24 protein-coding genes are annotated in these 24,624 nt (G+C 56.4%); 9 read left to right on the top strand and 15 right to left on the bottom strand.

What is annotated here, in order from left to right; translation table 11 throughout:
- The first annotated feature begins 106 nt into the window (after positions 1-106).
- The 6 genes from B3527_RS03080 to B3527_RS03055 all read left to right on the top strand — a co-directional run bounded on the left by B3527_RS03080 (position 107) and on the right by B3527_RS03055 (position 4,287).
- The gene (locus B3527_RS03080; RefSeq protein WP_206990746.1) at positions 107-631 is read left to right on the top strand and encodes a cold-shock protein; all 525 of its coding nucleotides are present in this window, start codon (positions 107-109) and stop codon (positions 629-631) included.
- A 52-nt stretch (positions 632-683) separates the two neighbouring features.
- The gene (locus tag B3527_RS03075) at positions 684-1,139 is read left to right on the top strand and encodes a DUF192 domain-containing protein (protein WP_206990745.1); all 456 of its coding nucleotides are present in this window, start codon (positions 684-686) and stop codon (positions 1,137-1,139) included.
- The gene (locus B3527_RS03070; protein WP_206990744.1) at positions 1,132-1,563 is read left to right on the top strand and encodes a PaaI family thioesterase; all 432 of its coding nucleotides are present in this window, start codon (positions 1,132-1,134) and stop codon (positions 1,561-1,563) included. The genes B3527_RS03075 and B3527_RS03070 overlap by 8 nt, the downstream gene beginning before the upstream one ends.
- A gap of 101 nt (positions 1,564-1,664) precedes the next feature.
- A complete protein-coding gene (locus B3527_RS03065) occupies positions 1,665-3,083 on the top strand; it encodes a cytochrome ubiquinol oxidase subunit I (protein ID WP_206990743.1) in 1,419 nt (472 codons plus the stop codon).
- 9 nt (positions 3,084-3,092) lie between these two features.
- Positions 3,093-4,148, top strand: a complete 1,056-nt coding sequence (gene cydB / locus B3527_RS03060; protein ID WP_290479639.1) for a cytochrome d ubiquinol oxidase subunit II — start codon at positions 3,093-3,095, stop codon at positions 4,146-4,148.
- On the top strand, positions 4,138-4,287 hold the full coding sequence (locus B3527_RS03055) for a hypothetical protein (RefSeq protein ID WP_206990741.1): 150 nt from the start codon (positions 4,138-4,140) through the stop codon (positions 4,285-4,287). The genes cydB and B3527_RS03055 overlap by 11 nt, the downstream gene beginning before the upstream one ends.
- Here the strand turns inward: B3527_RS03055 and B3527_RS03050 are convergent.
- The 3 genes from B3527_RS03050 to groES all read right to left on the bottom strand — a co-directional run bounded on the left by B3527_RS03050 (position 4,277) and on the right by groES (position 8,047).
- The gene (locus B3527_RS03050; RefSeq protein ID WP_290479638.1) at positions 4,277-5,899 is read right to left on the bottom strand and encodes an acyl-CoA synthetase; all 1,623 of its coding nucleotides are present in this window, start codon (positions 5,897-5,899) and stop codon (positions 4,277-4,279) included. The genes B3527_RS03055 and B3527_RS03050 overlap by 11 nt on opposite strands.
- A gap of 153 nt (positions 5,900-6,052) precedes the next feature.
- Complete coding sequence (groL, locus tag B3527_RS03045; RefSeq protein ID WP_034811605.1) at positions 6,053-7,702, bottom strand: chaperonin GroEL; 1,650 nt, start codon at positions 7,700-7,702, stop codon at positions 6,053-6,055.
- Positions 7,703-7,756: 54 nt separating this feature from the next.
- On the bottom strand, positions 7,757-8,047 hold the full coding sequence (gene groES / locus B3527_RS03040; protein ID WP_034811607.1) for a co-chaperone GroES: 291 nt from the start codon (positions 8,045-8,047) through the stop codon (positions 7,757-7,759).
- Positions 8,048-8,451: 404 nt separating this feature from the next.
- On the opposite strand from groES, the gene B3527_RS03035 reads away from it, so the two are divergent.
- On the top strand, positions 8,452-9,204 hold the full coding sequence (locus B3527_RS03035) for a GGDEF domain-containing protein (protein ID WP_206990740.1): 753 nt from the start codon (positions 8,452-8,454) through the stop codon (positions 9,202-9,204).
- Between the two features lie 47 nt (positions 9,205-9,251).
- Positions 9,252-10,397 (top strand): DUF3137 domain-containing protein, encoded by a 1,146-nt coding sequence (locus B3527_RS03030; RefSeq protein WP_290479637.1) that lies wholly within the window; start codon positions 9,252-9,254, stop codon positions 10,395-10,397.
- A 4-nt stretch (positions 10,398-10,401) separates the two neighbouring features.
- Here the strand turns inward: B3527_RS03030 and B3527_RS03025 are convergent, their stop codons facing one another.
- The 6 genes from B3527_RS03025 to B3527_RS03000 are packed head-to-tail and all read right to left on the bottom strand — an operon-like array spanning position 10,402 to position 16,608.
- Positions 10,402-11,346 (bottom strand): RDD family protein, encoded by a 945-nt coding sequence (locus B3527_RS03025; RefSeq protein WP_290479636.1) that lies wholly within the window; start codon positions 11,344-11,346, stop codon positions 10,402-10,404.
- Positions 11,343-12,344, bottom strand: a complete 1,002-nt coding sequence (locus tag B3527_RS03020) for a stage II sporulation protein M (RefSeq protein WP_290479635.1) — start codon at positions 12,342-12,344, stop codon at positions 11,343-11,345. Before B3527_RS03020 ends, B3527_RS03025 begins: the two co-directional genes overlap by 4 nt.
- A complete protein-coding gene (locus B3527_RS03015; RefSeq protein WP_290479634.1) occupies positions 12,341-13,654 on the bottom strand; it encodes a DUF58 domain-containing protein in 1,314 nt (437 codons plus the stop codon). Before B3527_RS03015 ends, B3527_RS03020 begins: the two co-directional genes overlap by 4 nt.
- Entirely contained in the window at positions 13,651-14,607 is a 957-nt protein-coding gene (locus B3527_RS03010) for an AAA family ATPase (RefSeq protein ID WP_034811615.1), read from the bottom strand. Before B3527_RS03010 ends, B3527_RS03015 begins: the two co-directional genes overlap by 4 nt.
- Positions 14,594-15,820, bottom strand: coding sequence for a DUF4350 domain-containing protein (locus B3527_RS03005; RefSeq protein WP_290479633.1), 1,227 nt, complete (start codon positions 15,818-15,820; stop codon positions 14,594-14,596). Before B3527_RS03005 ends, B3527_RS03010 begins: the two co-directional genes overlap by 14 nt.
- Positions 15,817-16,608, bottom strand: coding sequence for a hypothetical protein (locus B3527_RS03000; RefSeq protein ID WP_290479632.1), 792 nt, complete (start codon positions 16,606-16,608; stop codon positions 15,817-15,819). The genes B3527_RS03005 and B3527_RS03000 overlap by 4 nt, the downstream gene beginning before the upstream one ends.
- 144 nt (positions 16,609-16,752) lie before the next feature.
- On the opposite strand from B3527_RS03000, the gene B3527_RS02995 reads away from it, so the two are divergent.
- Positions 16,753-17,220: a GAF domain-containing protein gene (locus tag B3527_RS02995; RefSeq protein ID WP_206990733.1), complete on the top strand. Its 468-nt coding sequence runs from the start codon at positions 16,753-16,755 to the stop codon at positions 17,218-17,220.
- On the opposite strand, the gene B3527_RS02990 is transcribed toward B3527_RS02995, so the two are convergent.
- From B3527_RS02990 to B3527_RS02965, 6 genes are all read right to left on the bottom strand, one after another.
- Positions 17,185-18,975: a carboxylesterase/lipase family protein gene (locus B3527_RS02990; protein ID WP_290479630.1), complete on the bottom strand. Its 1,791-nt coding sequence runs from the start codon at positions 18,973-18,975 to the stop codon at positions 17,185-17,187. The two genes, B3527_RS02995 and B3527_RS02990, sit on opposite strands and share 36 nt — an antisense overlap.
- A 68-nt stretch (positions 18,976-19,043) precedes the next feature.
- Positions 19,044-20,159, bottom strand: a complete 1,116-nt coding sequence (locus B3527_RS02985; RefSeq protein ID WP_290479629.1) for a cystathionine gamma-lyase — start codon at positions 20,157-20,159, stop codon at positions 19,044-19,046.
- A gap of 101 nt (positions 20,160-20,260) precedes the next feature.
- A complete protein-coding gene (locus tag B3527_RS02980) occupies positions 20,261-21,253 on the bottom strand; it encodes a glutathione S-transferase family protein (RefSeq protein ID WP_290479628.1) in 993 nt (330 codons plus the stop codon).
- Positions 21,250-21,672: a DUF1330 domain-containing protein gene (locus B3527_RS02975; protein WP_206990729.1), complete on the bottom strand. Its 423-nt coding sequence runs from the start codon at positions 21,670-21,672 to the stop codon at positions 21,250-21,252. The genes B3527_RS02980 and B3527_RS02975 overlap by 4 nt, the downstream gene beginning before the upstream one ends.
- Before the next feature lie 10 nt (positions 21,673-21,682).
- The gene (locus tag B3527_RS02970; protein WP_290479627.1) at positions 21,683-22,243 is read right to left on the bottom strand and encodes an NUDIX hydrolase; all 561 of its coding nucleotides are present in this window, start codon (positions 22,241-22,243) and stop codon (positions 21,683-21,685) included.
- Positions 22,240-24,459: a S9 family peptidase gene (locus tag B3527_RS02965; protein WP_290479626.1), complete on the bottom strand. Its 2,220-nt coding sequence runs from the start codon at positions 24,457-24,459 to the stop codon at positions 22,240-22,242. The genes B3527_RS02970 and B3527_RS02965 overlap by 4 nt, the downstream gene beginning before the upstream one ends.
- Positions 24,460-24,624 lie beyond the last annotated feature (165 nt).

The following is a 24,624-nucleotide window of genomic DNA, read 5'->3' as shown; positions in this document are numbered from 1 at the left end:
GGGGGTAAGCGGCGGGCAGGGTCGCAGAAAGCCATTCTTTGATGTGAAGATCGCGTGACAAGCGCGTTAACACATTTTAGGTTGCCTGATTGGGGAATACGGGTTGATGACGAGAATAGCCGCCAAATCAGAATCAGAGCCTGCATCCGTGGAGGATGCCGTGCGCGTAATTGGCCATGTGAAATGGTTCGATAGTGCCAAGGGCTACGGATTTATTGTCGCCGAGTCGACGTCTGACGCAAGTCTGACGGGAGACGTGATGCTGCATGTGACATGCCTGAGGGGGTATGGTGAGTCCTCTGCCGATGAGGGTGCGCGCATCGTTTGTGACGCCGTGAAAGGCGACCGCGGTTGGCAAACCGCTAATATAATTGAGATGGAACGCCCTCGGGCCACCGTCGCCAAGGAGAAAGGTGTTGAGCGCGATTACGAGACGGTCACGCTGAAATGGTTCAATCGCACCCGCGGCTATGGGTTCGTTCAGCGCGAAGGCGATGACACGGATATCTTCGTGCACGCCGTCGTTCTGCGCAAAGCCGGCTACGAAGATATTGAGCCTGGCACGGATCTGGAAGTCTGCATTGAAACCGGTTCAAAAGGTGAGCACGTTAGCCACATTAAACGCGGGTAAGCAGCAGCCAAGACAGCTTGCCGCCTTGCGGGCACCCGTCTAAACAAGCCCCATGATACGTTTCATCTCTTCTGCTTTCGCATCGCTCGTCCTGTTCTTGCCTGCGGCTTTCGCCCAGCTGGAAACCGGGCCTCTCACGATCATGTCGGGAGAGACTGAGCACAGCTTCACGGTCGAATTGGCGAATGACCCGGAAGAAGTCCAGACAGGCCTCATGAATCGGGAAGAGCTCGCAGAAAATGCTGGCATGCTGTTCGATTTCGGCCAGCCGCGCGAAGCCAATATGTGGATGAAGAATACGCTGATCTCTCTGGACATGCTGTTCATTGATCCTGATGGCAAAGTGCTGGCGATTGCTCGCGAAACTGTTCCAGGATCGCTGCGTCGGATCAATCCGGGCGTGCCGGTGAAGGGCGTGCTGGAACTGGCGGGGGGGCGTGCCGCTGAACTGGGGATTGAGCCCGGCGATACAGTCCATCACGATGTATTCGGAAACATGGGTGAGTGAGGCGGTTGAGCCGCTGAGACAACCGCCGCCGGGATTTGCGCCAACGCCATCCCGCGGGAAATTCACGCTACACAATGGTCCCACGTATCGTGCGTCGGCATCAGGCGATGTGCGCACCGGCATGTGGGTGCTGGATCGTCACTGCAATGGCATGGGCTTCCTTCACGGCGGAATGACCTGCGCTTTTTCCGATAGTGCGCTGGCGTGGGCTGTCTGGAGCGCGACCGGCAAGATGTCGGTCACGCTCAAGCTGACCATGGAGTTCATGGACATCGTTCGGGAGGGCTGCTGGCTGGAAGCGCATCCGCATGTTACGCTGATAGACGGTGACCATGTTCACGTTACAGCGAGGCTGGTGAAGGACGATGGGGGCATTGCGGCGCGCGCTGACGCCATATTCAGGACATTGCGTCGGAAGGGCTGACTGGGCGCGCCTGCGTCAGACCGGCGCGCGTCAGCTCGTCAAGTTTGGCCGGCCTGCAAACTATATTAGAAAAATCGCATATATGATGCGGAGCGAGCCTCATGGAATTTGATGCACTCATCTTGTCGCGACTTCAGTTTGCTTTCGTCGTCGCCTTTCACATTCTCTTTCCTGCCTTCACGATCGGTCTCGCGGCTTTTCTCGCGGTATGCGAAGGCTTGTGGCTGAAGACCGGCAGGGAAGTCTTCAAGCGCCTTTATCTGCATTGGGTGAAAATCTTCGCACTCGCTTTCGCCATGGGCGTCGTATCCGGGGTCGTGATGAGCTACCAATTTGGTACGAATTGGAGCCTGTTCTCTGAGATCACCGGCAGCGTCATGGGCCCCATGTTGGCCTATGAAGTGCTGACCGCTTTCTTCCTGGAGGCAACATTCCTGGGCGTGATGCTGTTTGGCTGGCAAAAAGTTGGTCGGAAGCTGCACTTTGCTGCGACATGCGCTGTAGCAATCGGCACCACGATTTCAGCTTTCTGGATCCTCGCCGCAAACAGCTGGATGCAGACGCCAGCCGGCTTTGCGATTGATGCAGAGACCGGCAATTTTTATGCAACCAGCTGGATCGAGGCGATCTTCAATCCGAGCCTGCCAAGTCGGCTCGCACACATGTTGCTGGCTGCCTATACTACGACTGCGGCGGTAATTCTCGCTGCGGGTGCGTGGCAGACTCTGAAAGGTCGGACAACCGAGCCCACCAAGTGGCAAATTCGTATGGCGTCGGGCACTCTGGCCGTCCTGCTGCCGATCCAGATCATGGTTGGACACTGGTCGGGCGAAGTTGCGCACAAGTACCAGCCCGCCAAGATCGCAGTGGTGGAGGGATGGTGTGAATCCAAGGAAGTGCAGGGCACGGTTCTGATCGCGTGGCCGGATGGTTCCGAATGCGGCCATGCGGGCATAACGGTTCCGGGCACCAGTTCATTCCTTTTCCCCGGCCTGGAGGAAGGCGAAATGCTTCATGGCATCGACCACTTTCCGGAATCCGAACGGCCGCCGCTATGGCTCGTCTTCTATGCATTTCGCATTATGGTAGGGGCCGGGCTCGGCATGCTGGCCATGGGCGTTTGGGGCACCTTCCTCTGGTGGAGGAAAAAGCTGGACACACCGGGTCTCTTCCACATTGCGGCTGTCCCGGCTGGCGCGCTTGGTTTCATTGCTGTCGTGACCGGGTGGATTACTGCGGAAGTCGGTCGCCAGCCCTACACGGTCTATGGACATTTGCGCACGGTGGACAGCCTGTCACCGGTCTCTGCCGGGCAGGTGGCGACGTCCTTACTCGTGTTCATGGTCGTCTATGCCATCATTTTCACGGCCGGTGTCGTATATATGGCGCGCATTGCCACGCGCGGCTTTGATGACAGTCCCACGGACCCTTCTGGCCGTGAGCGGCGTCCTCCTGGGTCTCCAATGGGCGCAGTCGATGACAAGGCCGAAACATCCGACGATATCGTTGCGGCGGAATAGGAGGCGAACATGGCTATCGACCTACCCTTCATCTGGGCCCTGATCCTCGCCATCGGCGTCATGATGTACGTCTTGCTTGACGGGTTCGATCTCGGCGTTGGCATGTTCACCGCGATCGCGCAGTCTGAAGAAGAGCGGAACATGATGACCGCCACCGTCGAGCCCGTTTGGGACGGCAATGAGACATGGCTGATCATTGGTGGTGGCGGCCTGTTTGCGGCGTTTCCCACCGCATACGCGATCATCATGCCAGCCTTCTATTTGCCTGTGCTTATCATGTTGGCTGCATTGATATTCCGCGGCGTCGCGTTTGAATTCCGACACAAGGCCGTGCGTCGACCCACTCGTATCTTCTGGAATGGCGCTTTCTATGGTGGATCGTTCACCGCCGCATTTTCACAGGGCATCATGCTTGGCGGGATGGTACAGGGCATTCATGTCGAGGGCGGTGCCTTCGCCGGCGGCGCGTTCGACTGGTTGACGCCATTCACCCTTCTGACCGGTATCTCTGTTGTCATCGGGTACATGTTGCTCGGCGCTTGCTGGCTGGTTCTCAAAACCGAAGGTGAGTTGCATGACAAGGCGCGCAAGTGGGGCCGGATGGCACTTGCTGGCGTGGCAATTTGTTTCCTGGCAGTCAGTTTCGCGACGCTTTCAGTGGACGCATCCATTGGCGATCGGTGGGGCTTTTCCATGAGCCATATTGAGCCTGCACGCTTCCTGCCGCTCGCGCCGGTGCCCCTGGTCAGCATGGCACTTGTCGTCTGGCTGTGGAGAGACCTATCGATGAAACAGGGCGCGGTGGGCACAGCGCCGGACTGGCGACCTTACCTTTTGGCGGCGGGCATTTTTGCCAGCGGATACGTGGGCCTCGGCGTCAGCCTTTACCCATTCATCGTGCCGTACGAAATATCCATCCATGAGGCTGCTGCGCGGGACAATGCACTCGTTCTGATGTTGGTGGGCGCCGTGATCATGCTGCCGATCATTCTGGCCTATACAGCATACGTCTACAGCCTGTTCTGGGGCAAAGTTAAGCCGGGAGATGGCTATCATGCGCATTGATCCGGTACAGCCAGCCGACGACAACGAGGAGCCGCCGCTCACCAGACGGCTTATCTGGTTTGTCGGCATAGCCCTTGTGTCGATGCTGGTGGTCGCTGTCGTGGCCTACACGTTGAGAGGCCTGTTGCTCATTGGCTGATGCCTAGCTTGTCGAGCGCGAATGCCTTGATGGACTTATAGTCGGCCTTGCCATTCGGCGCGCGCCCAAGATCATCTTTGAACAAAACAGACTTGGGAGCCTTGTAGCGGGCAATACGTGATTGCACAAAGCTGCGCAGTTCGTCTTCGCTGACCTCTGAATCTGTGGATACGACGGCCGTCACGGCGTTGCCCCACTTCTCATCGGGCACGCCGACAACGAGTGCGTCCTTGACGGCAGCATGTTCCTTCAAGGCCTCTTCGACCTCTTCTGGATAGACTTTCTCACCTGCCGTATTGATACAATTTGATCCCCGGCCCAGCAATGAGATCGTGCCATCCGCCTCCACCGTGCACCAGTCGCCCGGTATGGCGTAACGGACCCCGTTGATTGTCCGGAACGTTGTGGCGGTCTTCGCCTCGTCCTTGTAGTAGCCGAGAGGGACTGCGCCACCGCGGGCGATGATCCCGGCCTCGCCGCTGCCGGGCACGATCTCGCGATCATCTTCGGAAAACACCTTGCAGTTCGGGCCGATCTCGAATTTGGACGTCTGGGTTCCGCCTTCGAGCGTCGTTGTGGATGATCCGAAGCCGACCGCTTCAGATGAGCCAAAGCTGTCCATCATGGCGGCTTGAGGCATATGCTTGAGGAGGCCTTGTTTGACCTCCGCGCTCCACATTACGCCGGACGATACGATGGTTTGTACAGAGCTGACATCCCAACGGCCAGGATTGTCGTCGAGAGCTTTTAGCATCGGCTTTCCGAATGCATCTCCGACGATCGCCATGCTCGTCACGCCATGTTCCGAGACGGTTTCCCACAAGTTTTCAGGGTCAAAGCTGGTGTTCTGTTCCAGCGTGATAATTGCGCCGCCGCCTAGCAGCGCACCCATCGCCGTGAACAGCCCTGTGCCGTGCATCAGAGGACAGGCGGGCACCTGCCGCGCCGTTTTTCCCATAAGCTGAACTGCCATCTTGAACTCTTCCATAGTGGACGGGTAGGGCAGACCGGCTTTCTCTGCGCCTTCTCTGGACGCCTGTCGCCAGACAGATTGTGACCACATCACGCCTTTGGGCATTCCGGTGGTTCCGCCGGTGTAGAGGAAAAACAAATCTTCTGGTGATCGGTCGATGCCGAGCGGAGACGGGTCACCGTCGGCGGCGAGACAGTCATAGTCTACCGCCCAGTCAGGCACGTCTCCGCCGCCAATCTGGACCCAGGCCGTCAGCTTGGGCAAGCGACCGCGGACCAGTTCAACCTGATCAGTAAATTGTGCATCAAAGAACACAACCGCAGCGTCCGAGTTATCAAAAATGTAGAAGAGTTCGTCGGCGAGATAGCGATAGTTGACGTTCACATGCGTGAAACGACCTTTGAAACAAGCGGCGAGCGCTTCAGTATATTCAGGCTGGTTACGTAGATAGAAGCCAGCTTTGTCGCCTGTTTCGATCCCCATCTCGCGTAAATTCCGCGCAAGCCGGTTTGATCGAGCCGTGAAGTCTGGCCAGTATGTCCGCCGTGTCCCGTGGGCCAGAGCCAGGTCTTCCGGACCAAGCATCTCGCCCACAGCATCAAGCATGTCACCGAAATTCATATCCGAAGCAGATGCCACTTTGTTTCTCTCCCGTTTGTGTTTTTGGCAACTCTAAGCGGTTGCCGCAGCGGTAGAGAAGCTGGAATCGAGTGCGTCGGAAGGATCATTTCGCCCAAAAAAAGAGGCAGCACCGAAGTGCTGCCTCTGACAATTTGGCTTTGAGGGCCGGGCTTAGAAGCCCATGCCACCCATTCCGCCCATGCCGCCACCCATGTCAGGCATGCCGCCGCCGGCACCTTCCTTCTTTGGGGCTTCAGCGATGGACGCTTCCGTCGTGATCAACAGGCCAGCAACCGATGCAGCGTTCTGCAGAGCAGAGCGCACAACTTTCACCGGGTCGATCACGCCCATGGCGACGAGGTCACCATATTCTTCGGTCTGGGCGTTGAAGCCGAAGCCCTTGCCCTTGCCGCGACGGATCTGGTCGACAACGACCGAGCCTTCGACGCCGGCGTTTTCAGCAATCTGGCGAACCGGAGCTTCCAGAGCCTTGCGCACGATGTCGATACCGGCCTGTTCGTCAGCATTCAGACCTTTGACGTCGATATTGCTTGCAGCAGCGAGAAGCGCCGTACCACCACCAGGGACGATACCTTCTTCCACAGCGGCACGCGTGGCGTTCAGGGCGTCATCGACGCGATCCTTGCGCTCTTTCACTTCCACTTCAGTGGCACCGCCAACCTTGATGACAGCTACGCCGCCAGCCAGTTTCGCGAGACGCTCCTGCAGCTTCTCCTTGTCGTAGTCGGAAGACGTGTCTTCGATCTGCTTGCGGATCTGCGACACGCGAGCTTCGAGGTCTTTCTTGGCGCCAGCGCCGTCCACGATGGTCGTGTCATCTTTTGTGATGGCGACTTTCTTCGCGGTGCCGAGCATGTCCATGGAGACGTTCTCGAGCTTGATGCCGAGATCTTCGGAAATGACCTGGCCGCCGGTAAGGACAGCGATGTCCTGCAACATGGCTTTGCGGCGGTCGCCGAAACCTGGAGCTTTCACAGCAGCGATCTTCAGGCCGCCGCGCAGCTTGTTGACCACGAGGGTGGCCAGTGCTTCACCGTCGACATCTTCAGCGATGATCAGGAGCGGCTTCTGGCTCTGAACAACGTTTTCGAGGATCGGCAGCATTGGCTGCAGGGAAGACAACTTGCTCTCGTGCAGCAGAATGAACGGATCTTCGAGTTCCGCGATCATCTTGTCCGGATTGGTGATGAAGTAAGGCGACAGGTAGCCACGATCGAACTGCATGCCTTCGACAACATCGAGTTCGGTTTCGAGCGACTTGGCTTCTTCAACCGTGATGACGCCTTCATTGCCGACTTTCGCCATGGCTTCGGCGATCATTGCGCCAACTTCGGTGTCGCCGTTTGCAGAGATCGTGCCGACCTGGGCAATCTCTTCGTTCGACTTCACCTTCTTGGAATGATGAGCGAGGTCTTTAACGACTTCGGCGGATGCCTTGTCGATGCCGCGCTTCAGGTCCATTGGGTTCATGCCGGCAGCAACGCGCTTCAGGCCTTCGCGAACGATGGCTTGGGCGAGAACCGTTGCGGTCGTGGTGCCGTCACCGGCAACGTCGTTGGCCTTGGAAGCCACTTCGCGCAGCATTTGTGCGCCCATGTTTTCCAGCTTGTCTTCAAGCTCGATCTCTTTTGCGACGGTGACGCCGTCCTTCGTGGTGCGCGGAGCGCCGAAGGATTTCTCGATGACGACGTTACGGCCTTTTGGACCGAGCGTGACTTTAACGGCGTTGGCAAGCGTATCGACGCCTTTCAGCATCCGTTCGCGAGCTTCTGCGCCGAAAACTACGTGTTTGGCTGACATTGTGGATTACCTCTGTTGAGAATTCTGTCTGATGGAAAGCGAAAGTGTGGGGGCTTAGCCCTCCAGGACACCCATGATGTCGCTCTCTTTCATGATGAGCAGTTCTTCGCCATCGACGGTCACTTCCGTGCCGGACCATTTACCGAAGAGCACGCGATCACCAGCTTTGACGTCGAGCGCGACACGCTCGTTGTCGTCACCAATCGCACCAGCGCCGACGGCGACGATTTCGCCTTCCTGCGGCTTTTCCTTTGCGGTGTCGGGAATGATGATCCCGCCCTTGGTTTTCTCTTCTTCCTTGACGCGGCGCACGACGACACGGTCGTGCAGGGGACGAAGTTTCATTGGATTTAGCCCTCTTGTCTCTTTGACGAGTTCAATTGAAAACGGTCGTCAGCAAGCAAATGTCAGGGGGCTTTAGCACTCACCCGGCACGACTGCTAACGATGCTGCGGAGTTAAGAGCTGCGAACCACAGCGTCAACCGCGCCATTGCGAAATTTTTTGTAATTTCAGAACGCGAGAAAGGCTGTTGGACGGCTCGGGAACGACGGCTTCGGAGCGCTAACAATAAAAATTCAGCCAGTCCCATGCCTGATTGGGTGAGCATTGGCGCAACGTCAAGGCGTAGCGACCGGCTTGTCTGCTTGTTTCCAAAAGATGAATGGTCAGGCGTTAAAATTCCTCAATCGATTGACGGTAAAATATACTTCCTATGTCACAACCGCTACAGCAACCGGGAGTCGGGACGTGCAGGGTAAATTCGAAGATGTGGTCGAATCGCTGACCTTTTTCGCTTTTGTGGCGATTACGGCGCTTTGCCTATGCTTCACCTTTTCCGTCATTGTCTATTCAATGGGGTTCCCGTCTGATCCCCAGAATTTCATTGTCGCGAACCTTTTCATTGCGTCCTGTGTGGCCGTTCCGACGGCCGCAATTGCTGCCCAACACGAGTACAGAATGAGAATTTACCAGCGCACGCTGGAAGATATGGCCTCTACTGACGCACTGACGGGACTGCTAAACCGCAAGTTCTTCAAACAATTTGCCTGTGAAGAACTCGCGCGCATGAGCCGGACGGAGATGACATCGGCGGTGGCGTTGTTCGACATCGACTATTTCAAGGCGGTAAACGACCAGCATGGTCATGCAGCGGGCGACCGTGTGCTGCGAGAAATCGCGGCGGTCGCATATTCTGAACTTCGCGGTCCATTCGACCGACTTGGGCGCTGGGGCGGTGAAGAGTTTGTTGTCCTGCTCAGCAATGTCGATATGGAGAAGGCGCTCAGCGTCTGTGACCGTCTTCGTTCTTCCATTGAAGACCATGTCGTCATCGTGGACGGACAACCCGTGAGTGTCACTGCGAGTTTCGGCCTGGCTATGTTACCGCCCAACTCGGATTTCGACGACATGCTCGAACAGGCGGACGGCGCGCTTTACGAGTCCAAGGCCAAGGGGCGCAATTGCGTCACGGCCGTCAAGGAACTTACGCTCGCGGCTTGATCCCAAATTGTCGGGTCCCTAAGCCTGATACCTGAGGGGGACTCAGTATGTCAGACATTAGTCCAAACAGGTTGAACGACGCTTTGACGCGCGCGCCATCCCTCGCGGCGTTATCGGGTCGTCGTACAGAGTTTGCTAAGGCTGAGCGTGTTTGGTCGGATGTACTTGAGCCCGAACTGTCCCGGCGGGAAGAGAGTCGGAAAGCCACAATACGTGCAGCGATAACGCGTTCAATTATCGGTGCTGGCATCCCGATCTTCATCACAATTCTGTTGATGATCTCTACGCTCGTGAGTGTTGATATCATCTCACCCGGACTCATATTTCTGGTCTTGGTGTCAGGCGCGATTGTGTCGGCGACCGCCTGGGTCAAGGTTTTTACAATGAAGTCGCAGACCAAGCAGTTGATCCTTTCAGCTGCCTGTGAACCGTTTGGCTTCACCTATGACACATTGCATCCAGACCTGTCCGGTATTGTCGATTTGAAGACGCTGGCTTCTCGGGCGAAGGAGTTGAATGCGGCCTATTCTGGCAAGATGAACTCGACAGTGAATACGCCGTTAGGCGCGATCAACATGAGTTCCACGAACGGTCCTGACGCGCCGACGCCAGCTTTTGAAATACTGAAAACTGTCAAATTGCTACCGGGTCACTCGCGTCTCAAATTCGAAGATCTGATTTCGGGTGAGCGTGCGGGGACTCGCTTTGCATTGGTTGAAGCCAAACTTGAAACCGGTGGCAAGAATAGCAAGACCGTATTTCAGGGCATTCTGGTTCATGTCGAATACCCAGAGCGCTTTCTTGGTCGAACCGTGATCGCGCGGTCTGGATGGTGGAAGCGGGGCAGGTATTCGGGTGACCTGAAGAAAGTGGATCTGATTTCCCGCGAACTCGAGGAAGCTTTTACCGTCTATTCGACAGACCAGGTGGAGGCCCGGGCGTTGTTGTCCCCAGACAGTATGGAGCGCCTGATCGCATTGGAGCGGCACTTTTCCGGGGGCAAGCTTCGCGGTGTGTTCGAAGATGGTCACATGACTCTGGCGCTGGAAGCGGAGGATCAGTTCGAAGCAGGTTCGATCTTCAAAACCTTGGTGGATCCACGTCGCTATGCGTCTGCGCTGGTTGAGTTGGGTCTCGTGTGTGACCTGATCGACGGCTTCCTGACCCGGGATTGGGTGCAGGGGCGTTTGTAGATAGTCAGCGCACGTCGAACTTGTCGGTTTTCCGTTCGCCCAAAATCATGCGTTGTTCGAGCCGCCTTCGAAGGGTTGCATAATAGGCTTCCAGAAAGGCGATATCGGTTTCACCCGGCTGGGCTTGCCATCCAATCTTTTGCCGAATGCGAAGCGCGACCTGCGCCTTTACATCTTGCGTTGACTGGCGAAGGACATCTTCCAATACGTGCAATTCATGAATGCCATAGGCTTCGGCTTGTTGGGGTGTGAAGGCAAATCGCTCATGCGTAGTGGCTCGGGTCGTCGATGAGATATCGCCCATCAGCTTGGTTTTGGGGTTTTTGATTACCCAGGTGCCAGCAATCAGGTCGCCAACGCGCATCTTGTCCTTGTTGAAGATTGGGAAGAGCAGGAAGATGCCGGACCAGACCAAGCCAAGCAGGGCCATCCAGCTGGTCACTTGATCCCCGCCCATCATAAGGAACTGAAAGGGTAGACCGATTTCGATTTCACGAATGAAATTCCGGGCTAGAACCGAGTTCGCAGTCAGACGCCCGCCATTGCGAGAGGTGACCCGGACGCCAAGGGCGCGCTTTCCGGGTGTGGCAGCCTTCGTGCCAAGTTCGAAGAAGATGTAGTAGAAATTTCGGACGAAGAAGAAAAAGACAAGCCAAACCGCCCGAGCGATATTGGCACTCTCGGGGTCCATGGCCCCTATTGCAAAAGAGAGCCCCAAAGCGGTCGCGATTACGATGGCCCATTGTATCGCGACATCGATGAGAAACGCGCCTGCACGCTCGGATGCAGTAGCCAGTTTAAGCTGTATCGCGGCGCCTTCCGGCGTGACCAGTTTCCGTACAAGTTTCGACTGACGCTCTTGCTCTTGCATGCGGGCGCGGCGGCGGCGCGCAGCTTCAACATTCGCAAGGTTCACGGTGTCTGGTGCCGGAGGAACGGTAGAGCTCATACGGTGTCCGTTCGTCTTGGCAGATAAAAATATGCGCACCACAAACCGAGAATGCTCAGAGCGATCGTATAGCGGATCGCGTCACTATTGATCATTTGCCGCCCGAAGCCTTCTAGCAAAGCCGCGACGATCAGCATGATGACGCACCCCATTGCAATTGTGGCGGCCTTTTGCCCGGCATGGCGCGCCGAGTTCAACCTGGTCATCTGGCCGGGGAAAGCGACTGCGCCCCCTATCACGAAGCCCGCTGCTCCTGCCAGTATGATGGCAAACAACTCGGTTGTTCCGTGGATCGCCAGCCATCCGGTAAATTCATAGCCAAGCCCCTTGTCCCAGAATACGGCATGAAGTGAGCCCATCATGACACCGTTGTATACGAGCAGCCATGCGGTGGGGATACCGAACGCAAATCCGAGCGCGAAAGCAAACAGCGCAATCCGGGCATTGTTGTTGAACAGGAAACTCGCAAAGGAAGTCAGCTGGCCGTCGCCGAGATCTCCCTCGTCGGTATAGATTGTGGACCTCAGATATTCGACGGACGCATCCGGATTGCGCCCGTCCCAGATGTTCTGGCCATGAAAAGTCCAGAACCATTCCATGTCCTGCATGCACAGAAAGAATGCGAGCGCCCATCCGCCAAACAGGAACAGAGCTGCCAGCAAAGTTGGCCCGATGGCCGAGGAGACACAAGCAGGCCAGTCGCGTCGCAGGAAATCCATCATGCGCTCGCCGATGGAGGTCCGGGCGCCGTAGACGAAGAAATATGCACGTGTGCAGAGGCTTTCGAGATAGGCGATGACATTCTGGTCGAGCGAAATGGAGCGCGCCACCGACAAGGAAGAAACCGCCTGCCTATAGAGGCGAGGCAAGGCTGTCATATCGTCGTCGCTGAGCGCTTTCACGCCGGAGTTTTCAGCCCGTGTCAGGATCAAGTCCAGTTTGCGCCAGTCGGACTCACGCTCTTCGCGGAAGCGGTAGGATTTGAGAAGGTCGCTCACAGCATGTCCCTCTGTTTGATCTGAAGGTACCGGGAGATCAGTTCCGCGCCGAATTGTTCCGGTCTCGTCTCGATCACTTGTACGCCCATGCGCTGAAGCCGAAGCAGGACGGTGTCGCGCTCAGCCATGAGCGTGTCTGCGATGACGGCGCGAGTTACAGATTCCGTTGAACTTGGTGGCGCATCTACCATTTCTGCGAGCGATTCATCCTCGAATGTGGCAAATATCACCAGATGCCGATCAGTCAGGCGTTTCACATTTTCCAGCATGAGTTCGGCCGAAATCGTGTCGACAAAGTCGGAGAAAATAATGATGAGGCTGCGTCGCTCCAGCTTGCTCGCGAGTGAGGAGAGTGCAAGCGTGAAATTGGCCTCCTCAGCGGAGTAATCCAGTTGAGCCGCCAGATCCTGAGCTTTTGTGAAACTGCGTTGACCAGACATGAACCCGCTCATGAAACCGGGCTTGGCATCAAAGCCATAGATCATGGCGCGGTCGCCGCTGCGAAGAGACACAAAGGACAGGAGTAGTCCGGCATTTATGGCGCGATCAATCTTGGGCACGCCGCCAAGCGGCTCGCTCATCAATCGCCCCGTATCAAAAGCGAAGACGATATTGTGATTGCGTTCGGTTCGGAATTCCTTGGCGAGCAGGTTGCGGTGGCGTGCAGAGTGTTTCCAGTCGATTGCGCGCCGATCCATGCCGGTCGTGAACTCGCGCAAAGCGTCGAATTCACTGCCATCGCCGCGCTCGATCTGCATCTTCACGCCGAATTCCGCATCACGAGAATAGATACGGATAGCTTCGTCTTTCACCCAGCGGATATTGGGTGTGATCGGAATATCTCTATCCAGCACGGTAGTGTGTTGTTTTTGTATCAGCCCGAGCGGACCTTTCCAGCGGCTCCAGAGTTTGACCAGCTTGGCGAGACCCCGTCGTGTTGGCGTGAGCGGCAACGAGTATGACCGGGCCCGGTCCTGCCAGCCTCTTAATCCTGCGGGTGGAATGGTCTGCAAGAAAGCGTTCACTTCCAATAACACCTCGATTCGTCTGGGAAGCGGACCTCGCGCGAACCGCAGCGTCAGGTCCGCTGGATCAGACCCGCCGACATAAAGCAGTGCCGGCGCGTCTACATCTGCCTCATAGGCTCGCAGGGATGCGGCCAGGACGGCATCCGCAAAGATCAGGCTGGCGATGCCGCCGACCCAGCCAGCGGATATGACCCAGAGTTCAGGACGCAGCAGAGCTATAGCCACCATGAGCGGCACGCCGAGCAGCATCAGGAAGATGGCGCGAGGTGTGGGTGAAATCACCGCGGTGCGGCCGTCTGTTCGATGATAGCTGAAAGAGTTTCGTCGGTCGTCTTGCCTTCGATTTCTGCGGCGGGGGATAACAAAACGCGGTGGCGGAGTGCTGGCAGGGCCAGCAGTTTCACGTCGTCTGGAATAACAAAGTCCCGGCCGTCGAGCGCGGCGCGGGCACGGGCCGCAGTGGCCAGCGCGGCAGCGGCGCGCGGCGAAGCGCCAGTTTCCAGGGCCGGGGTTGTCCGGGTCGCGCGAATAATATCCACGATGTAGGCAATGATATCGTCCTGCAGCCGGGCTTCAGCAACCGAATTGACAGCTTCACTGAGTTCTTCTGCCGAGACAACCGGCTCGATGCCGAACGCTGCTGCGGTTTTCATGCCCGTGCGAGTGCCATGCTTGGAAACAATTGCGAGCTCTTCTTCACGACTTGGATAGTCCAGCGTGTGCTTGAACAGGAAGCGGTCAAGCTGCGCTTCCGGCAGGGGATATGTGCCCTGCTGTTCGATAGGGTTCTGGGTCGCGATCACCGTGAATCGGTCATTCAACGGGTAGGTGTCGCCATCAATCGTCACCTTGCGTTCCTGCATGGCCTCTAGCAGCGCGGCTTGTGTTTTCGGAGGTGTTCGATTGATCTCGTCCGCCAAAAGGAGATCGGTGAAAATTGGACCCTTGGTGAGGGCAAATTGATTGGTTTGAAAGTTGAACAGGTTCGTGCCGAGAACATCTCCCGGCATCAGGTCGGGTGTGAACTGAATGCGACCGAAGTCGAGCGAAATCGATCTCGCAAAGCATTGCGCCAGTAGGGTCTTGGCTGTTCCCGGTGGGCCTTCAAGAAGGACGTGCCCTGACGAGAATATCGCAGTCAGAAGAACATCAACCGTTGTGTCCTGTCCCACGACTGCCTTGCGCACTTCGTTACGGATCCGGTCCGCCAGCGCCTTGATGTCATTCACGTTCATTCATGGATCTCCCGATAATTCCCTTGCGCCAGCGAAACAGCTCGCGCGCCTTGTTCATGAGGTCTTCACGGCTGGTGGCAGGACCGCGCAGTCCCGACGCCATGTCTGTGAAGTGTTTGCCGGACTCTTCTTCCGGGCCAAGCCGGTCGAACAGGGCGGTGAGTTGGGTTTCATTCAATGTCTTTGGAGCGCCTATATCCCGGGATACACGACGGCGGATCATGTGGAGATATGCGGGTGCTATACGAGTCTCCCGGCGCGCCATCGTAATCAAGCCTGCGGAGTTGTCAGCCAGCGCCTGTTTTCCAAGCGCAATGGCGCGTCCTTCCTTCACAGGTGGCCCAAATCGTATGAGCGCGGCCCAGCCCAGCAGGAAAGCGGCCGCCAACGCAGTCAACGTCGCGCCGATAAAGGGGATGTCGAAAATCATCTGCAGCAGATTCTCGGACCGAACGAAACCATGGAGAGTCGCATCAAATATAATCGGCTCGTCGTAATCATTACGAAGAAAGTCGATCATCTGAGTCGCAAAGCGAGCGTTCTCAAACTGCGACAAACCGAAAGTGTTGATCATGTCGGGGTCGGACAGAACATACATGTCCGCATCGGGCGCCCAGGCGAGCAGGATCCCATCCTGTGTCTCAACAATCGGCGTAAGCGAGTCTCCGCGTAACACTTGCATCTTCACGTCTGGTTTGAGCGCGATTGATCCGAAGGGGGTTGAGGTTTCACTTGGCACATCGATACGTCCGATTTCCGCATCGATAGCTATCGTCTCCAGTAAGTCGTTCAGGACGCGCGCATTCATGAAGCGCGTATCCTTTTGATGGGTCTTGTTAAGAGGATCAGTCATGCCGGTCCATTTCGGCAGGACGAGCAAAGTAGTCCGCTGTGGCTCGAAGTCTTCGAGCGCCTTTGCTGCACCCCATTGGGGGAGTGTTAAGACGAGTAGGCCCCAATCACTGTCTTCAAGCGTGCGCTCCAGCCGGGAGACTTCCGCCGGATAGCCTTGTTCCTGAAGGAGTTGCACGAAGCCATTATAACCGAGCGCCGAGGTTGAGAACGGGTGCGCACCGGCCACATTCCGGTCCCGCAATTCGGGTGCCCAGCCTGCGAGCACCATGATTGCCCCAAAGGAAAAAAGCGCCACTGCCAGCAATATGCCGACGATCTTGCCACTGAACGGGGAGTCGACGTGAGAACGATCCTTCATGTCCACTGCTCCCCAAATGCGAAGTCTTCGTAGGAAGCCCGCGCCATATGCCAGCCGCTTTCGTCGACATCCCGGCCGCCGAAGAAACTACGTTCGACGATGGCGATGATCGGGCTGAGAGCGGTCCGCGCGCGATCTGGCAGGAAGCCAAGCTTGCCGATCTCACGTGCCGTGAGTGAGCGAGGCACGCCGATCTCGATGCGCGTCTGAATGTCCTCGATTGACCGGAACAAGAGTAAGTGCACGGCCTCCGCGAATTTTCCTGCGCGGGCAAGCGCATCGGCCTCTTCCAGTAGGGAGCGGGCGACGGATTCTGCCGGGCGGAAGTCCGGGATGACATCGTCGCCGACTTTGTCGGCTTTGCTGCCATCTTTGCCAAACCGGATACGCAGCGCCTCTCCGAAAAGGAAGTACAACACGCCCAAAATCAAGGCGGCGATAGCTACATAGAAAATGAGCGTTAGAAGCGGGCCCAAATGACTAAGGAACTCAAACAATCCTCGTAGCCAGTTAGGCGGAGGAGAGGGCGGATCGAACTCGACAGGATCGGCTTCCGGTCGTTCGAGCTGGAGGGTCGATTTTCTAAGATAGTCCCGATGCGCCTGTTCAAGTGTTTCAAGGTCTGTTTCGGGATGGTGGGTGACCTCGCCCCAATCATTCGAGTCGGGAGTCTCGATTGGGGCGTCCAACGTGAGGTCGTCATAGTCGTCGCCTGTCTGCGCCCCCGCAGGGACGGTGAGACAGGCTGCGATCAGCAAGGCGGCGCTTAGGCGTCCCGTCAGGCTCAATGACTGTCTCCCTCATGGCAGCGGCCCCGTCCACCGCCTTGACTGCTCCGACTATTTCAGAGGTTGGTGTCAGCTTCAACGCCCTATTGCGAAGTGCCTGCATCCAGCCGATATAGCCCGCTCAAGGCACAGATGAGGCAGAATATGGACAGGGCAGAACGCTACAAGGAATTGAAGGCGGAAATTGATAGCGTTGTTGCGGGAGAAACATCGATCACTGCGCGTTATGCGACAGCGTCCTGTATCCTGTCACAGGCCTTTTCACCCCGCTTTTTCTGGACGGGATTCTACATGGTTGACCCCCTGAAGGAGTCCGAACTGGTTGTTGGGCCGTATCAGGGCACGCTTGGTTGTCTGCGCATCCCCTTTGGCAAAGGGGTCTGCGGGCATGTGGCGGCGACGCGCGCGCCGATCATTGTTCCGGATGTTCATGAATTTCCCGGGCACATCGCATGTGACTCAGCGAGCAATTCTGAAGTTGTCGTTCCGGTGTTCGACGCAAATGGCGATCTCGCTGCCGTACTGGATGTCGACTCGACAGAACTGAATGCTTTTGACGCTGTCGACCAGGCGGGCCTAGTCGCTATTTGCGAAACGCTCCTCACCGCCTAGCCCGGCGGCTGTCGATAGAAGTGCGGTATTCTCGATCAGCTCAAACGGTGTTTTTGATCGCTTGATGGCGTCGATCCGCAAATTGAGATTGTCTTCCAGTATGTCGAGTTTGCGCGCGCGAAGGCCGCTGATGCGTTTGATTTCATGGTCCAATTCCAGCCAGATATCGGCGTCAGGATCATAAGCTGGCCACTCAGGCAGGTCTTTGCCATTGGGGTCACCCGTCTTGGCGAAATTGGTCCAGTATGAAATCATGTTGTCAGTCAGGATTTCATCGTCATCAGCTGCCGGAAGGAAGCCGTTGTGGCTATCGAAGACAAACGCGATCTCGGCCCCGTGATATGCACCGAGCGTTTGAGACTTTCCTGGCGGCGTCCGGCTGAATTGGTAGAGCCAGGTTGGCTGGCCAGCAGCGACATTGGCTTTGGCCAGAAAACGCGTATGGACGCCGAACAAGTCATCGCCCAGCATTTTTTCGGCGCCCCGATCCCACGTTTCCAAGGATGTCATGCCGTAGAGGGCTTGTAGCGCTTTCGATGAGTTCACACCAAACACGCCTTCCAGCATCGCTTCGCGTTGTGTGATGGAACCAGAGATGTTCGGCAGTAGGGCTGTCGGCGATTTGCGCTGACTGTAAAATAGAGTGCCTTCATCAGCATTATAGCCTGCAAGGACTGGAACCCGATTGGCGCCACCGTCCCGAATAGCTTCGCCGATTGGCACGGGCAGGACGTTACCATCCACTGTCGGCAAGAAGTACTTGACCAAATCCTGCCTCAACAGAACACGGTCGATGATCGCCCCCGACGGGATGGCGCGAAGCCGGTCTGCGGTAGCGGTGCCATCGGCCAGCGATGAAAGGAACTCGACACCGACTTCTTCGGAGCTTTGCACATTGGGCAATGGCGAGTGGGACAGGTGAAGCGCATTGTAACTGCTGACGCCACTCTGCAAGATGGCCTTGTCATACAGGCCGTCAGCAAGAGGCGTTGCCATCAGCTCACTGACAGATTGAGCGCCTGCGCTTTCGCCAAATATGGTGACATTGTTTGGATTGCCGCCGAAGCGCGCAATATTCATTTGAACCCAGCGGAGTGCTGCGACCTGGTCCAACAGGCCGTAATTGCCGGATGTTCCGGCTTCTTCGGTCAGGGCAGGGTGCGCCATGTAGCCGAATGGTCCGAGCCGGTAGTTGATTGTGACCAGAACGACGCCTTTATCCACAAGGCCATTTGCCTGGTAATATGACGCCGAACCCGCCCCAGCCTGATGAGAGCCGCCGTGAATCCATACCATTACCGGCTGTAGCCGAGGCTTGCCGCGATTTGCCGTTCGGACATTCAGGAACAGGCAGTCCTCGGCTTCAGCGGGCTCAGGCTGGGCAGCGAGGTATTGCCTGGCGGCCAATCGTTTCCACCAGGGCAAGCCGTTACCATCGATGATACGGTCGACAACCTCATTCATATGTCCGCGGGGTTGCAGGCATTGCGGGCCGAATTCCCTCGCATCCCGGGTAATGGCACCCCATTGCGGCGGGGAAGTTGGCGCTGACCAACGACGGGCGCTGGCATAGGGAATCCCATTGAAAACCTGGATTTCCGGATTGTCTGGATCAACACCGCCCTGGATCTCGCCTTGATCGATCCGCAGGGGCTCAGTCAACGCCATAGGCGGCTCAGGCTGGTTCAGACGGAACCAGCCCCAAGCGCCAAAGCCCAGCAGGGCGAAGAAAAGGACAATACTCAGTCGCTTCATGAAACGAGACCCCTGCTCGTTGAGAGCAAACGCTATACCACTTGTCCGTGAAAGTCACTTCCCCAGCATCAAACCGGACTGATATCTCGTAAAGCATTTTCCGTAGCTTTTACAAGGTCTTCACTGGGCTCTATTCCGCACGCCAAGCGGACGAATCCGTCGGCGACGTGGTCTCCCCAGCGGACTCGGCACTCAGCAGAGGTGTGAACACCTCCAAAGCTCGTGGCGGGCACTATTAGTGGATTGTTATCAATAAACTTTTCTGCGCTTGCGCGATCTATTAACGTGAAGCTCACGATCGGACCAAAGTCTCGCATCTGGCGAGACGCAACTGCGTGGCTCGCGTCTCGCGGGAGACCGGGATACCGGACGGTCTGCACAGAGGGGTGCGATAATAGGTGATTTGCCAGAATTAGAGCATTCTGGTTTGCCCGCGAAACGCGCAATTCCAGGGTCTCAAGCCCGCGATGCAGCAGATACGCGTCGAACGGGCTTACCGTGGCGCCGCCCAAACGACGGTAGCCACGCACCTGATTCATCAGGGATGTGTCCCGACTTGCTACATGTCCGCAGAGAACATCTGAATGGCCCGCCATGGCCTTTGTGTCAGCCATCACGACCATATCCGCCCCAAGATCGAGAGGTTGCTGGCACAGGGGTGTTGCAGTCGTGTTATCAGCCACCAGCAAGGCTCCGGCTGATTTTGCCCGATCAGCCACAGCCGCGATGTCGCAAACTTCGAGGCCCGGATTTGACGGTGTTTCAATCATTACGAGCCGGCAGCCCGACAGGTCGGCATCCGCCATCCGGGCGGTAGGACAAGTCTCGACGGTTATGCCCCGGGGTGCGAAGTGTTCATTCAACAGGGCTCGAACATTGTAGTAGCCGTCTGCATGCACCAGAACCTTGTCTCCCGGGCGCAGCACTGTGTGAAACATTGCGGCGATAGCGGCCATGCCGGATGGGAACAGCACCGTCTCGGCATTTTCCAGAATGCCTATCTCCGCTTCGACACTTTCGACTGTTGGATTTCCATTGCGCGCATAGAAATGGCTGCCGTCCGGATCTCCTGGCAACAGGAATGTCGTACTCGCCATGATAGGAAGCGATACTGGTGCACCCTTGGAAAGGTTGCGGGCGCGGTGGTGCAGCAATTCTGAGATGGGAGACGGTTTTTTCGTCACGGATAATATGCCTCGCAGTGGGATTCGCGCTGACTCTGCGTTGAGCCGAGCCACAAGAAAACAGAATTTCGTTCTTCAGGCGCAGTCTTGTACCCGAGTTGCTAAACGTTTGTTGAAAGGATGCTTGCGTTTGGTCCAATCCACTCAGCAAGTTTGTCTCGCGCGACAACATCCAGATCTTTCCAGGCATCGCCCAAGGTTTGCAGGCATCTTGCCTGATACTTGAATACGCCCTGTTCATAGCGCCCGCGCTCTATTTCAAGCGAAAACCTGTCTGATCCGGAATTGAGCGCATCAAGATTGGCTTTCAGGAATGGCAAATAGGTTTCCCCTGCTATTGCGAGAAGGTCGTGGACCACCGGGCTGATACTATCAGACCAGTTACCTTCGATACCGCTCGCATCATCGGCGTGATCAATCCAGCGATACAAGTACGGTGTGTCCGCTCGCAGCCAGGTCATGGGAGTGGGGTCAACACTCATGACTTTCAACTGACCGTAAAAGCCAAGATCCGCGAGCGAAATGCGATCTCCGAACAAGAAGCGTGTTGGCCCGGTTGCCATCGCCTCCAGAACTTTGCAGATGCGCTTCCAGCTGGCCTCTATCAGAGGGGCAGTCTGGGGTGTGCAGCCAACAAGAGTCATGCGGCTGATTTGCCGTTCACGGATGGTGGCAGCAGCTTCTTCCACGCCAAGGCGACTTGTGTTGGGAAGCGTGTCATAGATCAGCCAATTGGCGCACCATTCAGCATCCAGGTCATATGCCCATCTGTAATGGAACATGGCTTTCATGAACCATTCGTCGGCCATGTCCTCAAGCAACAGGCAGGCAAACCGGGCAACCGGATCGGGTGGCAAGAGGTCTCGGCCTTCGCCTTCGAGTGACAGCAAGAAGGGGGTTGAATCATTCACCCAGCTGCCGTCAGGCTGGCGGATGACAGGGATCACGGGTGCCCGCACATTTGGCATGACGCTTTGTCGGTCGTCGGCTGTCATACCGGTCCAGGTATGGACAAGGCGTTTGGCCCGCAGGGCGGCGCGCACTTTCATGGAATAGGGCGAGCCGAGCGCGCCAAAGATTTCGTAGCGGCTCACAGCTTTCTCCCGTTTATCCAAGTGGGACGGGTCACGATCAATTCCTGGCAAAGCAGGCCTGCCTCGCGATGGCGAGACATGGATTTGTAGTCCGGATGGTTGAGCGTAGCGATGAAAGCCTGTCGATCTGGGAACTGGTTGACCAGCACGCCATCCCAATCGCCCTGACCGATGAAATAGCGTTCGGTCGATGCAAGGAGCAATGTGGAGCCGCCGACCTTTTTTGCCGCGAAAGTGAAGGCTTCGGAGTAACGAATATAGGCGTCTTCCCCGCTGATCTCTTCGCCAAATTCGGGGTCATCCGGCTGATACTCAGCTTTAACTCGAAACTTCAGCAAATTTACCTGGGTAATGGGGCCATCGTTCGGGTCGTCACGAAACGCCCTGAATTGGTCGGCAGTAGGCTGGAAGGCAGGCATGGGCACTTCCTCACGGTCGTTTTTCGGGATGTTTCCCGAAATACCGCTCGGTGTAAAACAGTGCCGCCGCGTGAAGGCCGTGTTGAGTCTCGAAAGCTTCGTATTCCAGGAAGTCTTTGTAAGGCATCTCGACGACCTCGATTTTCTCGTTTGCGTCAAGAGACTGAGCATCTGTCTTCTGGCAGCCCGTGGCCAAAAAATAATGAAGCTGATTATTCTGGGTTGCCGGGTTCGGATAACAGGTGCCAACGGGGATCAACTCGCGCGCCATGTAGCCGGTCTCCTCGCGTAATTCCCGCCGGGCTGCTATTTCCGGATCGGATTCTCCGGGATCCAGGACGCCGCCGGGTACGCCCAAGAGGACGATCTCGCCGGCGTGCCGATACTCGCGGACCAGCACAATATTGCCTTCGTCAGTGATCGGGATAATCGTGGCCCAATCTGTGAATTCCAACACATGATAGGCGGGCACTACATGGCCGTCTTCACGTTGGCAGACATCCGTGCGCACCGAAAGAAAGTCGTCTTTGTAGGTTTGACGGCTTTCCAGGATTTTCCAGGGTTTGATCATTCTGATGGTCTCTTCAGTTTGCGGTCCAAAAAGGCCATACGCGTTTGCATCAGGTGGCGTTGCAGCGCTTCTCCCCGAATGCCGTGGCGTTGGCCCGGATAGGTCATTAATTCAAACGGTTTGCCCAATTCCTGAAGTCTGGCCATCAGTCGTGTGGCATTGTCGAAGGTGACGTTGTCATCTGCCATGCCGTGAATGAGGAGGAGGGGGGTCGAAAGCGCGTCGAGGTTTGGAAAAACACTGGAGGCTTCATAGCCGCCTGGGTTGTTTTGTGGTGTCCCCATATACCGCTCCGTGTAGAATGTATCATAGAGGCTCCAGTCTGCAACCGCAGCTCCCGCGACAGCGCACGCGAATGTATCAGCTGGCGCTTGCAGAATGGTCATCAGTGTCATGTATCCGCCATAGGACCAGCCCTGAATGGCAATTCTGCCGGGATCGACAAATGGTTGTGTCTTGAGCCAGTCCACGCCCATCATCTGGTCGCTGACCTCATGCAGGCCCGTGCGGTGATGGATCACGTCCTCAAACTTCTTGCCGCGATTCCAGCTGCCTCGATTATCGAGCCTGAAGATGAGGTATCCCTGACGGGCGAGATGTTGATCTGACAGACTCCCCCAACTGCGCGTGACAGTTTGGACATGTGGCCCGCCATACACTTCCACAATAACCGGGTAGCATTTCCTAGCATTGAAACCGGGCGGTTTCAGTAGGGAATAGTGTAGAATCTGACCGTCATCGGCGGACAGGACTCCGAACTCTGGTGTGACGTGATCCGGCAGAAAGGAGTGATATGGATGGTCTGCGTCGAGCGCATTCTCCGAAATCCAGGAAATCAAACTGCCGTCAGAAGCATACAGACCCGTTTGAGGGGGGTGGCTTGGGGATGATGATGTTCCGACAAAGGATCGCCCGTCTGGCGCCATGGCAATGGACCATGTTTGGCCTATGGAGGTGATGCGCTCGACCTCTGGAGGAGTTGCTGAGCCAGAAGTCGCTGGCTTGGCGCGATAGAGGTGGCACTCAAGCGAAGTATCCAGAAACCCTGTGAAGAGTATTTCGGACATGTCGGCTTTTACATGCTGCAGCTTGTCGACAACCCAGTCACCGCCAATCAGTTGTCTGGGGTGGGTTGTCGAAGGCGGTAACAAGCTAATTTGGCGGTAACCACGAGATTCTTCCGTGAGAACAATGCCTGTATCCCCCAAGCTCACGAAATCTGAAGACAGATTGATCCAATTGGGTTGCTCATCAAGCTGAGCGACGGTGGCCTCATAAAGGCGCAACCCTTTCTCGGAATGCTTGTAGGCCATGAATTGGACCATTTCGAGCTGTGTCTGAGCCCGATTGACGCGCTGGACGTAGAGGCTGCTCTCAGTCCAATTGACCCGCGCGAGATATTGGTCGGTTGCGTGTCCCCAGTCGTTGCGCCGCCATCCAATCTCCGTGACAATGCCGGTTTCCACCTCCAGAACGAATAGGTCCACAATGGCGTTGGGGCGACCCGCGCGAGGATAGCGCTGCTCAATAACGGCAACATTTTCTGCGGCGATATCAAAGCGTGGAACGATGTCCACGGATGTCTCATCCACACGCGTATAGGCGATGTACTTATCGTCCGGGCTCCACCAATTTCCGGTGTATCGGCTCATCTCTTCCTGTGCGACAAATTCGGCGACGCCATACGACAGTGATTTTGACGGCTCGGCCGGGGGAGAGGCGCGTTTCTCGTCGCCCGTCGCAAGATCAACTATCCAGAGCGCCCCGTCGCGAATGAAGCTGGCATACGTGCCTTTGGGTGAAATGCGGGCATCATAGTCAAAGGCATCGGTATCGGTTAGTTGCCGAACTTGCGGACTGTCTTCAGTAAGGGTGACCAAGTGCAGGTTTCCCCCTAGTGGGACGAGTATCGTCGTGGCTGTACCCCATGAGTAGTCGAGGATGCCTGTTCTCCCCGCAATTCGCTTGCGCTCGCGTTGGGCTATTTCTTCCTCTGAGAGAACGATTTCTTCTGGTTCAAGCAATAGGGAATCCACAAGGAGGGACGGCGCGCCTGTCTCAACGTCGAATTGCCAGAGATCGTGTCTTTGCTGGTCGTCGGGCCGAGGCTTGAGGAAGGTCACCCGTGCAGCATCGGGAGAGTACTTGATGCCCAGTGTTGTTTGGCCAGTTAGGGAAGGCGACGCAAAGAGGCGATCCAGGGTCAATTCTGTCATGGATGGATGGTGTCCTGAGGAAAGTTTTTTTTGAGATTGATCGAAGTGTGCCCTGAGTATTCGTGTTCGCCACTCATGCATGCAGATTCAGTGACTATCGGACAGCTAACCAATCGCCAAAACTAAACACTTGTTTCAACTTTTGTGAGGCAAAAACTGCCAAAA

Origin of the sequence: Hyphomonas sp. UBA4505 (assembly GCF_002388685.1) — a bacterium.
Lineage (GTDB): Bacteria > Pseudomonadota > Alphaproteobacteria > Caulobacterales > Hyphomonadaceae > Hyphomonas.
This window is presented reverse-complemented; position numbering and strand designations above follow the sequence as displayed.